The following is a 12994-nucleotide window of genomic DNA, read 5'->3' as shown; positions in this document are numbered from 1 at the left end:
GCACCCATGAGCGACGCCGTACTCATCTCACGAACCGGCGACGTGGTCACCTGGACCCTCAATCGCCCGGACACCCGCAACGCGATCTCCGAGATCGACATGATCGAGGCCCTCGAAGACGCGGTCACCGCAGTAAACCGAGATCAGAGTGTGCGCGCGGTGATCCTCACCGGAGCCGGGTCGGCCTTCTCCTCCGGCGGCAACGTCAAACACATGCGGGACAAGGAAGGCATGTTCGGTGGCGCTCCCGGCGAGATCCGCCAGGGCTACCGGCACGGGATCCAGCGCATTCCCCTCGCTCTGTACACGTGTGAGGTCCCGACCATCGCAGCCGTCAACGGCCCCGCCATCGGAGCGGGCTGCGACCTCTCGCTCATGTGCGACCTCCGCATCGCGTCGACAGCGGCGGTCTTCGCCGAGAGCTTCGTCAAGGTGGGACTCATCCCCGGCGACGGCGGAGCCTGGCTGCTCCCCCGCGCGATCGGCAACGCCCGCGCCGCCGAGATGGCGTTCACCGGCGAACCGATCGACGCGACCAAGGCACTCGACTGGGGGCTGATCTCGCAGGTCACCGATCCCGAAGAATTGCTCTCCGCCGCGCACGCCTTGGCAGCGCGAGTAGCAGCCAATCCCCCGCAGGTACTCCGCATGACCAAGAAACTGCTCCGTGAAGGCCAGCACCAAAGCCTCGAGAGCCTGCTCGAACTCTCCGCCGCCATGCAGTCGATCGCGCATCACACTCGCGATCACCACGAAGCCGTCGCCGCGATGCTCGAACGTCGTAGTCCTGAGTTCACCGGAGAATGAAGGCCGGCAGTCAGCTACTGCCGGTCGGTGCAGTCCTCACCTCGATACTTTCGCTCCAATTCGGAGCGGCATTCGCGACGACGCTGTTCTCACAGATCGGGCCGGCCGGAGCGACGACACTGCGACTGACGATCGCCGCGATCATCCTCGGCGTCATCGTCCGCCCGAGATGGAGCAGGTGGTCGAACCGGCAGCGCAAAGGCATCTTCGCGTTGGGTATCGCGCTGGCCGTCATGAACGGTGCCTTTTACCTCGCCCTCGACACGGTGCCCATCGGCACCGCTGTCACCATCGAGTTCCTCGGACCGTTGACGCTGGCCGCAGTGCTGTCTCGTCGATGGGCCGACGGAGCGTGGGTGCTGCTCGCCTTCGGCGGAGTGCTGCTGCTCGGGTTGGGAGATCACGGCGAATCCGGATTGGACCCGGTCGGGGTGATGTTCGCGTTGATCGCCGCTGCTGCGTGGGCCGGCTACATCGTGGCCGGTTCCCACCTCGCTGCGACCCTCCCGAGCGCCGACGGTTTGGCCGGCGCAAGCATCGTCGCGGCAGTATTGACCCTGCCGTTCGGCCTCGTCTCCGGCGGAAGCGAACTGCTGGATCCGAAGATGCTCGCCGCCGGCGCGGCCGTCGCGATCCTCTCGTCCGTCATCCCCTACAGCCTGGAGATGTGGGCGCTACGCTCGCTGGCCAAGAAGGTCTTTGCCGTCCTCATCGCCCTCGAACCCGCTGCGGCTGCACTGGCCGGAGTTCTCGTGATCGGGCAATCGCTCGACGCCTTCACACTCGTCGCCATCGGACTGGTGGTGACCGCGGGTGTCGGGACTGTTGTCATGAATCGAAAGTCCACGCCGAAATAGTCCAGGTACCGTCAGAGCACGTCATTCCAACGCACAGGAGAACCATGACCAACCCGATCATCGCCACCGTTCTCGGTAACACCCCGCAGATCGACGAAAGTGCGTTCATCGCACCCAACGCCACCGTTGTCGGCGCGGTGACCATCGCTGCGGGCGCCAGCATCTGGTACGGCGCAGTCCTGCGCGGCGACGCCGAATCGATCTCCATCGGTGCTGACACCAACATTCAGGACAACTGCACGGTTCACGCCGACCCGACGTTCCCCGCGGTACTGGGCGAACGAATCTCGGTCGGCCACAACGCGGTGCTGCACGGGTGCACCGTCGAAGACGACGTGCTCGTCGGCATGGGCGCCGTGGTGCTCAACGGCGCGCACATCGGTTCGGGATCGCTGATCGCGGCCGGTGCCGTCGTGTCTCAGGGAATGCAGATCCCGCCCGGATCGCTGGTCGCCGGTGTGCCCGCCAAGGTCAAACGTGAACTCTCCGAAGGCGAAAAGGCCGGTATCACCGCGAACGGCGCCGGCTACCTGATGCTCGCGAAGGCCCACCAGGACATCGAGCAGGCCTGATCGAGACGACGCTCGCGGCCGGTAGCAGCAAGAGCAACGACTAGCCTCGGGGCCGCAACGTACTGTTCGGCAACTCGGGTGCCGGGAGCGCCGGACCGTCGTATCCCGGCACGACGCCGAAACGCTGGTCCGGGACGCTGCCGTCGAATCCGGAGCCAAGCTCGGCCTGCCACTTGCGTCGATACTCGACGATCTCTTCGTGGGTGCGGCCCATGAAGTTCCACCACATGATGACCTGCTCTCCCAACGGTTTACCGCCGAGAAGTAGCAGTCGAGCCGGTTCGGATCCCGGATTGCGCAATGTCAGTTTGCCGAAACCCGGTGCTTGATAACCCAACTCGGCCCAGCCGACGGTGGTTCCGCGTAGCACAACCGATCCTTGATCGACGATTACGCCGTGCTCATGTGAACGATCGACGGCGAGAGCGATCTCGGCGCCAGGATCCAAAATCACCTCGGCGCCCAACAATTCGGTGAACGTCGACACCGGAGATGTGTCACCGGCGAGCGAACCGAGGAACACACTGAGCGTGGCGCCGCCGATGGTCACCGGCTCGGGCCGGTAGTGAACGAATGCGGGTGCGGTATCGCGTGCCGCATCCGGAAGCGCCACCCACAACTGCATCCCGTGCAGAACCTTGGTGTTCGGCGTTGACACCTCGGAGTGCGCGATCCCACTCCCGGCCGTCATCAAATTCAGTTCACCCGGTCGCACCATCGCATGGGAACCGATGCTGTCACGGTGCTCGATCTCTCCGGTGAACAGCCAACTGACCGTTTGCAATCCAGTGTGCGGATGCGGCGGCACATGCATGCCCGGACCAGAGCCGACGTCATCCGGACCGTAGTGATCGGCAAAACACCACGCTCCGATCAACGAACGCTCGCGTTGTGGGAGGGTGCGTCGTACTCGCATTGCCCGCGGGCCGCCGAGCGGCACGTCGCGCGGGGTGAGAATCTGAATCTCGCTCTCGACCGGATGGCCTTCGCATTCCTGCTCGACGGGTTGCGCTTCGAGGTTGCTCATATCGTCCATCCTGCCTCTAGTCATGCCTGCGCGAGACGCAGACGCGTGCACAATTCGGCCAACAGTCGAAGTTCGTCCGCGTCCAACGCCGGTCCGACATGGCGGCGAATACTTGCCGCATGACGGCGACCCACTGATTTCTGCAGCGCTGCACCCGCTTCGGTGAGTTGCACGATCGTGCCGCGGCGGTCGAGTGGATCCACGCTTCGGGACACCAAGCCTTCGCCCTCCAGCCGCTCCACCAGGCGACTGAGCGACGGTTGACTCAACAGAATCTCCCGATTCAGGTCATGCAGGCGCAGACAGTTCCGCGGCGCGAGACTGAGCGTGAACAGCACGTCGTACTCGCGCATTGACACCTGATCCCAGACGTCGTCGGCAGAGAGCCGCCGCATCACCGACACCTGGGCGCGAAACAAGGCTTCCCAGGCGTCGGTGGCGAGCTCGGTGGTGCTGACCGGAGCCTCTGGCTGTTGTGCGTCAGGCAGTGACACTGCTTGCCTCACGAGCCGCCTTCATCGACGCGTGAGTAGGCGGGTTGTCCGGCACATGGGCGGGGCGTCTGGCCGCGAACTCACGGCGCAGAACCGGAACAACTTCCTCACCGAGCAGATCGAGCTGCTCGAGCACTGTCTTGAGCGGCAGTCCTGCGTGATCCATCAAGAACAGCTGGCGCTGATAGTCACCGAAGAAATCGGCAAAAGCCAAGGTCTTCTCGATGACCTGTTCGGGGGAACCGACCGTCAGCGGGGTCTGCTCGGTGAACTCCTCGAGGGAAGGTCCATGGCCGTACACCGGGGCATTGTCGAAATACGGACGGAACTCCTTGACCGCGTCCTGACTGTTCTTGCGCATGAAGACCTGACCGCCGAGGCCGACGATCGCCTGATCCGCGGACCCGTGGCCGTAGTGCTCGTAACGCTGGCGATAGAGATTGATCAGCTCGATGTAGTGCTCTTTCGGCCAGAAGATGTTGTTCGCGAAGAATCCGTCACCGTGATACGCCGCGATCTCCGCGATCTCGGGGCTGCGGATCGACCCGTGCCACACGAACGGAGCGATGCCGTCCAGCGGGCGCGGAGTGGACGTGAATCCCTGCAGCGGTGTGCGGTACTCCCCTTGCCAGTTCACGACCTCCTCGTCCCACAGCCTGCGAAGAAGTTGATAGTTCGCGAGCGCCAACGGGATTCCGGCGCGAATGTCCTTGCCGAACCACGGGTACACCGGCGCGGTGTTTCCGCGTCCCATCATCAGGTCGACGCGTCCCTCGGCGAGGTGCTGGAGCATCGCGTAGTCCTCGGCGATCTTCACCGGGTCGTTGGTGGTGATCAGCGTCGTGGACGTGGACAACGTGATCTTCTCGGTCTGAGCAGCGATGTATCCGAGCATCGTCGTCGGAGACGACGGAACGAACGGCTTGTTGTGATGCTCGCCGGTCGCGAAGACGTCGAGACCGACTTCCTCTGCGTGCTTGGCGATGGTCGTCATGGCCTTGATGCGATCGTGCTCGGTGGGCGTGACCCCGGTCGTGGGATCAGTGGTGACGTCGCCGACCGTGAAGATTCCGAACTGCATGGTTGCTCCTCCGCGAACTAGATCCATGCGTTTGCATGTAACTGATCAAACATTCAACCATCCAGCTGTATTCCACGGCAAAAGGTGAGGGCGGCACACATGATGTGTGCCGCCCTCACCTGGTCAAACTCTGTACCGGAAACCGGTCAGTGCATAACGATCGGCGCTGCCGTCTCGCCCTCGGCCACCGGCCTGGTGGTCTTGCTCCGCGGCAGGAAGAACGCCGGGATGAGGGTCAGGACGATCAACACGGTGGCAACGAGGAAGGTGTTGCCGAATGCGTCCGACGCTGCGCTGAGAATCGAATCGGCCGCAGACTCTTGCGGGCTACCCGGCTCGGTCGGAATGTGCGACGCCGCTCCGACCATCGTCGTATCGAGGCCACGATCGAGGAGCTGGTTGGTGAGAACCACCGACATCACAGCGGTACCGATCGAACCTGCGGTCTGCTGAACGATGTTCATCAGGGTGGAACCGCGAGCGATCTGCTCGTTGGAAAGCGTCACGATGGCTGCGGTCATCAACGGCATCATGGTGCAACCCATGCCGAGGCCCATGACGAACAGCGCGCCCATCAGCAACCACGTCGGCGAATCCGAGGCGACCTGTGTGAAGACACCCAGACCGATCAGAATCAACGGCAAACCGGTCAGGACGATCTTGCCCGGGCCGATCTTGTCGACCAGCCGGCCGGCAATCGGCATCGTGACCATGGCACCGAGGCCCTGCGGAGCCATCAACAATCCGGCAGCGAGCGTGGTGTGACCGCCGACCTGAATGAAGTAACTCGGGAAGAGCAGTCCGGCGCCCATGAAGGCGACGATGAACAGCGACGTCGTGATGACGGCGGTGGTCAACTGACGGTTCTTGAACAGATGCAGGTCGATCAGCGGGTGATCCTTGTTGAGCGCGTGGAACACGAAGGCGATGATCAGCGCCAGACCGATACCGGCCGACACCAGAACCCGAGCCGACGCAACGGTTCCCACCTCGGGAATGGACGACACACCGAACAAGAACAGCGCGAGGCCGGGTGACAGCAGAATCATGCCGAGGAAGTCGAAGGACTCCGAAGGCTTTGCCTTGTCGGACGGCAGAATGATGAATGCTGCTGCCAACGCGATGATGCCGATCGGCAGGTTGATGAGGAAGATCCAGTGCCAGCTCGCGGCCTCGATCAGCCAACCACCGAGGATCGGACCACCGATGGGGCCGAGCAGCATCGGGATACCGAGAACTGCCATGACGCGACCGACGCGGTCCGGACCGGCAGCCCGGGTCATGATCGTCATACCGAGCGGCATCAACATGCCGCCGCCGAGGCCCTGGAGCACACGGAAGCCGATGAGCGAGGTGATGTCCCACGCCATCGCACAGGCGACCGAACCGAGCACGAACAGCACCAGGGCCGTCATGTACAGGCGCTTGGTACCGAATCGATCTGCTGCCCAACCCGTGACCGGGATGACCGTCGCCAAGGCAAGGGTGTACGCCGTCATCGTCCATGCAACGGTGGCGTACGAGGTCTGGAAGTCCTCGGCAAAGGTGGTGAGCGCGACGCTCACCACGGTTACGTCGAGAATCGACATGATGGCGCCGAGCACCACCACGGACGCAATCTTGAGGACCGCCCCGTCGAGTTTGTCAGGCGCCGTAGCCGGCGCGTTCGGCGATGTCATCGCGAAGTCTCCTGGGTAAGTGCTCGCAGATAGTCACCCGCGAGAATGGGCTTGAGAGCCTCGAACAAACGAATTCGCTCTGGCTCTGGAACACGCGACGCGAAATCACGAAGCTGGCCGCGCTTGCACTCGATGTGGTTGGTCGTCACCTTACGACCGGCCTCCGACAAGGAAACCCGCTTGACGCGCCGGTCCCGCTCGTCTTCACGGCGATCGACCAGGCCCATGTTCACGAGCTGGTCGATGTTTCGTCCCGTAGCTGCCACCGAGAGCCGAAGCTCCTCGGCAACCTCGTTGATCGGGATCGCCGCATCACGTTGTGCAAGTACGAACAGCACACGCACCTGAGAGAACGAGAGATCCAGTTCGATCAACGCATCGATCGACTCCGAATCACCGGCGCTCATCAGGCGAGTGAACAACTCGTCGAGTGCTCCAAACAGGTCATCAGAATCGGAAGCGATCACCTGGCAAATGGTAGTGCGGTTGCAACTATTGCCCAAATGAAAACATGTTGCAACTTATTATTTGGTGAGCACCATCACGTTGGAATTATCATTCCTGCAGCAAGATGGCCTTTCCGAGAACTTTGCCGCTTTCGAGATCAGCCAGGGCAACCGCAGCGTCCGCGAGCGGATACCGTGCCTTGACCAGGGGTCGCAGGCCGTTTCGGACGTGCTCGACCAACGATGCGTGCACCTCGGCTACCGCTTCGGGATTGGTGCGTGTGAATTCGCCCCACGCCGCCCCGACAATGCTGATGTTCCGGAACAGCACGCGGTTCACCTTCACCTCGGGGATACCGCCGCCGGCAAATCCGATCACCACAAGCCGTCCTTCGGGTGCCAGAACACGCACCGCGTCGTCGAACGCATCGCCGCCCACCGGATCCACCACGATCTGAGCGCCGACACCGTCGGTCAGTTCCCGAATCCGCTCTCCCCATCCCGGGGCAAGGGCGACAACCTCGTCGGCACCGAGCTCGCGAAGAAAGTCCTCGACGCCCTCGCGTCGTACTACCGCGATCACCCGGGCGCCGTGCGCCTTTGCCAATTGAATGCTTGCCGTTCCCACGCCACCCGCAGCGCCGAGCACAACCACCGTCTCCCCCGCGACGATCTTTGCGCGACGAGCGAGCGCGAACTCCATCGTCTGATAGTTGATGATCAGCGAAGCCGCCTCGTCGAATGCGAGTCCGTCCGGAATTCGAAGTACCTGCGCCGGGTTGACGGCGATCCGCTCCGCATAGCCGCCCAGATATGCGGCTGCCAGAACACGATCACCCGGAGCGAAGCCCGAACCCTCGGGCGCGGAGACCACGACGCCCGATATCTCCGCTCCGGGAATGAACGGCGGTTCCGGCCGGATCTGATACTTGCCGTAGGTGATCAGTAGGTCCGGAAAGCAGACGCCACTGGCCTTCACGTCGATGAGGACCAGACCTTCGGCTGCGGGCTCGGGAACCTCCTGCGCGACAATTCCTTCGGGACCGGTCAGTTCCGTAACCACCATTGCGCGCACAGAAAGCTCCTCTTCGGGACATCTGAAATTCGGGACATCTGAAATCTGGACCGGTAACCCGGTTTTTCTCGACCTTAACCCGGTACTCACGTCAGATCATCGTTCGCTCCCGATGTGCAGTCGTTCGAGTCCGTCGAGAATCAGATCCAGACCGAAAGCGAATTCGGCAGCGTAGCTGTATCCCGGCGCCAGCACGTGCTCGGTGGTCAACTCGGCCAGGTGCGGATACTGACCGCTCTCGAACGATCCCATGATCGCGTTCGCCAGTTCCGTCGTTTCCTGCGCTGTTTCGAACGGCAAGCTCACCTCTTGCAGTACGAAGCCGTAGATGTACGCATCCATGATCGAAAAGGCATGCGCAGCAAGGGCGACGGGAAAGTCCGCGGCGCGTAGCGTTCCGATGACGGCATCGTGGTGGCGCAGGGTCGCGGGACCAGGCGTCGTTCGGGACTCCATCAACGGAGTTGCCCACGGGTGCCTCCCCAATACTTCCCTTGTCGATACCGCTCGCACGTGAAGTTCCGTGCGCCACGGGCGTCCCGGCGTCGGCAGATCGATCTCCGCGAAGACCGCGTCGACCATTCCGTCGAGCAGGTCACCCTTGTCCGACACGTGGTTGTACAGAGACATCGCCTCGACGCCCAGTTGCGTCCCCAGTTTGCGCATCGTCATCGAGTCGATCCCCACGGAATCGGCCAGTGCGACGGCACCGCCTACGACGTCGTCTCGGGTCAATCTCGCGCCCTTCTCCACATTGACAGAACTTACACCGTAAGTGTCATACTTACGGTGTAAGTACTCGACGAACGGAGACTCGCATGGCACAGGAACTGATGACCGCCGTCGTGCAGGATCGCTACGGCGAAGCCGACGTTCTCTACCTCGATCGCATTCCGCGCCCCACCGTCGCCGACAACGAAGTGCTGATACGCGTCGAGGCTGCGTCGGTCGACAGAGGGGCCTGGCACCTCATGGCCGGGTTGCCATATCCGTTGCGCCTCGCGGGATTTGGACTGCGCGCACCCAAGAACCGGGTACGCGGACTGGACGTCTGCGGTCGCGTCGAAGCCATCGGCAGTTCGGTTACCCGCGTGACAGTCGGCCAGGAGGTGTACGGGATCGCAGTCGGTTCTTTTGCGGAATATGCGTGCGCGCTCGAATCGAAGATTGCCGCAAAACCTGCCCGGCTGTCGTTCGCGCAAGCGGCAGCGGTACCGGTCTCCGCCTTGACGGCACTGCAAGCGGTGCGCGATCACGGCCACGTGGAAGCGGAGCAATCCGTCCTCGTCCTCGGTGCATCCGGTGGCGTCGGAATCTATGCGGTCCAAGTGGCCAAAGCCCTCGGGGCGCACGTCACCGGCGTATGCAGCGCATCGAAGATCAATACCGTCCGCGCTCTCGGAGCCGACGAGGTTCTCGACTACCGCGTCGACGACGCCACCGACGGATCGCATCGGTACGACGTCATCATCGACACCGGCGGCAACCGCCGATTGCGAGACCTACGACGAGCACTCACACGCACCGGAACTCTCGTCATCGTGGGCGGCGAGAACGGTGGACGGTGGCTCGGCGGAATCGATCGCCAAATCCGCGCACTATGCTTGTCTCCGTTCGTATCTCAGAAGCTCGGGTCTTTGATGGCTTCGGAGAACGCCGACGATCTGGAGGTCCTGACACAGATGATCGACGCAGGCCTCGTCACCCCGGTGATCGACTCCGTTCATTCCCTTGCCGACACCGCCGTCGCTGTGGCACGGATGGTCGACGGTTCCGGCTGCGGAAAGCAGATAATCGCCACTCGCTGAAAAGCCTGACAGAATCGGCTCACTCCAGCGAACAGGAATCTCACGTGAACCCAGATCTCACGCTCGCGCAGCAGCCAGACAGAGGACCGATCTTCGTCAAGTCCCGCCCGGTACGCACCGGCGACATCGACGTCGCCAAGCAGGTCAGGCTCGACGCCGTCGCCCGCTACCTGCAGGACATCGGCAACGACAACATCGAGGCCGCGGGGGCCATCGACACACACCCGCTCTGGATAGTGCGTCGCACCGTCGTCGACGTCGTCCGGCCGGCAATCTGGCCGGAAGAGTTGACCATGACTCGCTGGTGCTCAGGCTTCTCCACGAGATGGGCGAACATGCGCGTGCGCTTCGACGGCAGCAACGGCGCGCTGATGGAAACCGAAGGCTTCTGGATCAACATCAGCGCCGAGTCGGGCATGCCCACCCGGATGAGTGACGACTTCATGCGGCCGTTGGAAGAATCCACCGACGAGCATCGACTGAAGTGGAAGCGTGTCCTCGCCGAGAACGCACCGGAGGTGGACGACGCCGGTGTTCTCGACACGCCGTTCGCTCTGCGCGCCACCGACATCGACCCGTTCGACCACGTCAACAACGCCGTCTACTGGCAAGCGGTCGAAGAGGTCCTCAGCGCTCGCACAGAACTGCGTACCGTTCCGCATCGAGCGCTGATCGAGTACCTCTCCCCCATTGTCTCCAGCGACGACGTCGTCCTGCGCAGTCGCGTCGACGACAAGACCGTCACGGTCTGGTTCCTGGTGGGCGAAGCGCTCCGCGCAGTTGCGCAGGTGAGCGCCCTCTAACGCAGTTTCTGGGTCGCGACTGCCGCGACACCGAAAACCAACGCGAGAAGAATCGCGGCCCAGAAACCGAAGAGCCACCACACCACACCGAAGACCACCACTGCCGGGGCAACGGTGATGAACGCGATGGTGGGGCTTTCGCGTACCACCTCGAGTGCGGTTCGGGCATTAGTTCGATCAAGCTTCTTACCGGCCATCGAAAACCTCCTTCAAGGTCCTGACCATCCAGAGTAACCGGACTGACGGGCATAAAGCGGATACCGTGAACGCATGGCCGACCACCGCACCCTCGTCCTCATGCGACACGGCAAGTCCAGCTACCCAGAGGGCATCCGAGATCACGAGCGTCCACTCGCCGAACGGGGCCTGCGCGAGGCCCGCATCGGCGGCGAATGGATCCGCGAGAACGTCCCGCCCGTCGACGCCGTTCTGTGCTCCACCTCCCGGCGGACCGTCGAAACCCTTGCCTCGACGGGTATCGAGGCGCCCGCCGGATTCGAGAAGTCCATCTACGGCGGCTCACCCGCCGACGTGATCGCAGCTGCGCGCACTACGTCGGACCACGTCAAAACACTCCTGATCGTCGGACACGAACCCGGGATCCCGTGGACTGCCCTCGATCTGGCGTCGAACGAAAACTCGGAAGCGGCCCAACGTATCCGGGACAAGTTCCCGACTTCGGCGATCGCGGTCCTCTCGGTACCGGTGCCGTGGACCGAACTCGACGACTCCGTCGCGACGCTGCTCGAGTTTCACGTACCCCGCTAGATCACCTCACGCAGCAGGCGGTCCGAAAGTGCAAGCGCGTCACGGTCGTACGTCGACGTGGACGCCAGCAATTCGTCGGCACCGGTTCGCTCGGCCAGATCGTGAAGCTGTTGCTTCACCTCGACGGGCGTCCCGTGCAGCGCCGACGCCGTGAACGACTCGATGCGCCTGGCGTTTCGATCACTGCGCGGGGCGCGCCTGATCTCGTCCGGCGACGCGAGCGGCGGAAACTCCCCTGTCCGTGACGATTCTGCGAGCGCGTACGCCTCCGGGATCAGCAACTCACGGGCCGCCTCGGTGGTATCGGCAACCGCCACCTCGAGGGAAACCACCACATAGGGTTCGGGGTGCGTGTCGGTGGGCTGGAAAGCTCGGCGGTACTCATCCAACGCATCCACCCGATCGGTGCTACCGATTCCCAGTACCGGCCCACCCACGACCACCGGAAGCCCCAGCTGCGCTGCCACTTTCAGACCTGTGCGCGTCGCCAGCACGAAGATCGGCACCCCGGTCTGCGACGCCGGCCGTGCCGTCACTGCGGCGGAGCCGTCCAGGTAGCGCCTCACCTCGTCCAGGTCCGACACAAACGTGTCCGGAGCATCCTTGCTGCGTCGTAGTGCCTGACGAACAGGCTCCGTGAATCCCAGCGATCGGCCGAGACCGAGATCGATTCGCCCGGGATACAGCGCTTCCAACATCAGGAACTGCTCGGCGACGATCAGCGGTTGGTGATTCGGCAGCATTACCCCACCGCTCCCGAGCCTGATATCTCGCGTATGTGCGCCGATCGCGGCGAGCAGTACTGCCGGCGATCCGCTCCCGATCCCCGGCACCGCGTGATGCTCGGCGACCCAGAACCGGTGGTAGCCGAGAGCGTCGGCGTCGGTGGCGCGTTCGAGCGAATGCGTCAGAGCTGCGGAGTCGGGGTATCCGCTCCTGGTTCGGGATCGGTCGAGAAGTGAGAGAAGCACTCTCGGAGCAACAAGGAATTCGGAAAGTTTCATCCGGGTGCCGAACGAGGACCGTTTCTGACCGCAATACTCGCAACACTGGACCTGTCGCCGGAATTCACCATCACATGAAGGGCACGTCATGGACATCAAGCTCGAACTGGTCGCCATTCCCGTCACCGACATCGACCGCGCCAAGGACTTCTACGTCCGTCTCGGCTTCAATGCCGACCACGATCACACGGTCAGCGAGGACCTGCGGTTCGTCCAGTTGACCCCACCCGGCTCTGCCTGCTCGATCTGTATCGGCAAGGGAATCACCGACGCCGAGCCCGGTTCCGTCGTCGGCATGCAGGTAGTGGTCAAAGACATCGAAGAGGCCGAGCGCGAGTTCAAGAGCCGCGGCATCGACATCAGCCCGATCGACGACCAGGCCTGGGGACGGTTCATCTACTTCGCCGACCCCGACGGCAACAAGTGGGCCGTCCAGGAGATCGTCATCCCGGACCTCAGCGGCAGTAACTCCTGAAAACCGCACCTCCGAAACGAAGAAATCCCCCGCCTGATTCAGGCGGGGGATTTCTCACGACCTAGCGCTTAGCGGTAGTCGTCACATGCGACTACCCG

The 12994-nt window shown here is 63.0% G+C and carries 16 protein-coding genes; 7 read left to right on the top strand and 9 right to left on the bottom strand.

Annotated features, from left to right (window positions below; all coding sequences use genetic code 11):
* Positions 1–6 precede the first annotated feature (6 nt).
* The 3 genes from ACFQ6Y_RS25050 to ACFQ6Y_RS25040 are packed head-to-tail and all read left to right on the top strand — an operon-like array spanning position 7 to position 2236.
* Entirely contained in the window at positions 7–807 is an 801-nt protein-coding gene (locus tag ACFQ6Y_RS25050; protein WP_378638375.1) for a crotonase/enoyl-CoA hydratase family protein, read from the top strand.
* A complete protein-coding gene (locus ACFQ6Y_RS25045; protein WP_378548689.1) occupies positions 804–1664 on the top strand; it encodes a DMT family transporter in 861 nt (286 codons plus the stop codon). Before ACFQ6Y_RS25050 ends, ACFQ6Y_RS25045 begins: the two co-directional genes overlap by 4 nt.
* A gap of 44 nt (positions 1665–1708) precedes the next feature.
* The gene (locus ACFQ6Y_RS25040) at positions 1709–2236 is read left to right on the top strand and encodes a gamma carbonic anhydrase family protein (RefSeq protein WP_378638372.1); all 528 of its coding nucleotides are present in this window, start codon (positions 1709–1711) and stop codon (positions 2234–2236) included.
* A 40-nt stretch (positions 2237–2276) separates the two neighbouring features.
* Here ACFQ6Y_RS25040 and ACFQ6Y_RS25035 read toward each other — a convergent pair whose 3' ends face one another.
* From ACFQ6Y_RS25035 to ACFQ6Y_RS25005, 7 genes are all read right to left on the bottom strand, one after another.
* Entirely contained in the window at positions 2277–3263 is a 987-nt protein-coding gene (locus ACFQ6Y_RS25035; RefSeq protein WP_378638369.1) for a pirin family protein, read from the bottom strand.
* A 20-nt stretch (positions 3264–3283) separates the two neighbouring features.
* Positions 3284–3757: a MarR family winged helix-turn-helix transcriptional regulator gene (locus ACFQ6Y_RS25030; RefSeq protein ID WP_378537665.1), complete on the bottom strand. Its 474-nt coding sequence runs from the start codon at positions 3755–3757 to the stop codon at positions 3284–3286.
* The gene (locus ACFQ6Y_RS25025; RefSeq protein WP_378638366.1) at positions 3744–4838 is read right to left on the bottom strand and encodes an LLM class flavin-dependent oxidoreductase; all 1095 of its coding nucleotides are present in this window, start codon (positions 4836–4838) and stop codon (positions 3744–3746) included. Before ACFQ6Y_RS25025 ends, ACFQ6Y_RS25030 begins: the two co-directional genes overlap by 14 nt.
* A 146-nt stretch (positions 4839–4984) precedes the next feature.
* Positions 4985–6517 (bottom strand): DHA2 family efflux MFS transporter permease subunit, encoded by a 1533-nt coding sequence (locus ACFQ6Y_RS25020; RefSeq protein WP_378537663.1) that lies wholly within the window; start codon positions 6515–6517, stop codon positions 4985–4987.
* The gene (locus tag ACFQ6Y_RS25015) at positions 6514–6984 is read right to left on the bottom strand and encodes a MarR family winged helix-turn-helix transcriptional regulator (protein ID WP_378537661.1); all 471 of its coding nucleotides are present in this window, start codon (positions 6982–6984) and stop codon (positions 6514–6516) included. Before ACFQ6Y_RS25015 ends, ACFQ6Y_RS25020 begins: the two co-directional genes overlap by 4 nt.
* Positions 6985–7072: 88 nt before the next feature.
* Positions 7073–8038 (bottom strand): NADPH:quinone oxidoreductase family protein, encoded by a 966-nt coding sequence (locus ACFQ6Y_RS25010; protein WP_378548677.1) that lies wholly within the window; start codon positions 8036–8038, stop codon positions 7073–7075.
* A 96-nt stretch (positions 8039–8134) separates the two neighbouring features.
* Positions 8135–8791 (bottom strand): TetR/AcrR family transcriptional regulator C-terminal domain-containing protein, encoded by a 657-nt coding sequence (locus tag ACFQ6Y_RS25005; RefSeq protein ID WP_378638363.1) that lies wholly within the window; start codon positions 8789–8791, stop codon positions 8135–8137.
* A gap of 65 nt (positions 8792–8856) precedes the next feature.
* Between ACFQ6Y_RS25005 and ACFQ6Y_RS25000 the strand changes: the two genes are divergently transcribed.
* Positions 8857–9846 (top strand): NAD(P)-dependent alcohol dehydrogenase, encoded by a 990-nt coding sequence (locus ACFQ6Y_RS25000; RefSeq protein ID WP_378638360.1) that lies wholly within the window; start codon positions 8857–8859, stop codon positions 9844–9846.
* Between the two features lie 44 nt (positions 9847–9890).
* Positions 9891–10649, top strand: coding sequence for an acyl-[acyl-carrier-protein] thioesterase (locus tag ACFQ6Y_RS24995; RefSeq protein ID WP_378537653.1), 759 nt, complete (start codon positions 9891–9893; stop codon positions 10647–10649).
* Here the strand turns inward: ACFQ6Y_RS24995 and ACFQ6Y_RS24990 are convergent.
* Complete coding sequence (locus ACFQ6Y_RS24990; RefSeq protein ID WP_003941897.1) at positions 10646–10846, bottom strand: hypothetical protein; 201 nt, start codon at positions 10844–10846, stop codon at positions 10646–10648. The genes ACFQ6Y_RS24995 and ACFQ6Y_RS24990 overlap by 4 nt on opposite strands.
* Positions 10847–10919: 73 nt before the next feature.
* Here ACFQ6Y_RS24990 and ACFQ6Y_RS24985 point away from each other — a divergent pair, with 73 nt between their 5' ends.
* Positions 10920–11417, top strand: coding sequence for a histidine phosphatase family protein (locus ACFQ6Y_RS24985; RefSeq protein WP_007728426.1), 498 nt, complete (start codon positions 10920–10922; stop codon positions 11415–11417).
* Here the strand turns inward: ACFQ6Y_RS24985 and ACFQ6Y_RS24980 are convergent.
* Positions 11414–12421, bottom strand: coding sequence for an LLM class flavin-dependent oxidoreductase (locus tag ACFQ6Y_RS24980; RefSeq protein ID WP_378638355.1), 1008 nt, complete (start codon positions 12419–12421; stop codon positions 11414–11416). The genes ACFQ6Y_RS24985 and ACFQ6Y_RS24980 overlap by 4 nt on opposite strands.
* Positions 12422–12509: 88 nt before the next feature.
* On the opposite strand from ACFQ6Y_RS24980, the gene ACFQ6Y_RS24975 reads away from it, so the two are divergent.
* Positions 12510–12896, top strand: coding sequence for a glyoxalase superfamily protein (locus tag ACFQ6Y_RS24975; protein WP_003942070.1), 387 nt, complete (start codon positions 12510–12512; stop codon positions 12894–12896).
* Positions 12897–12994: the final 98 nt, after the last annotated feature.

The organism is Rhodococcus sp. NPDC056516 (assembly GCF_042794655.1).
GTDB lineage: Bacteria > Actinomycetota > Actinomycetes > Mycobacteriales > Mycobacteriaceae > Rhodococcus_F.
Note: the sequence above shows the minus strand (reverse complement) of the source record. Positions and strands in the feature narration are given on the sequence as shown.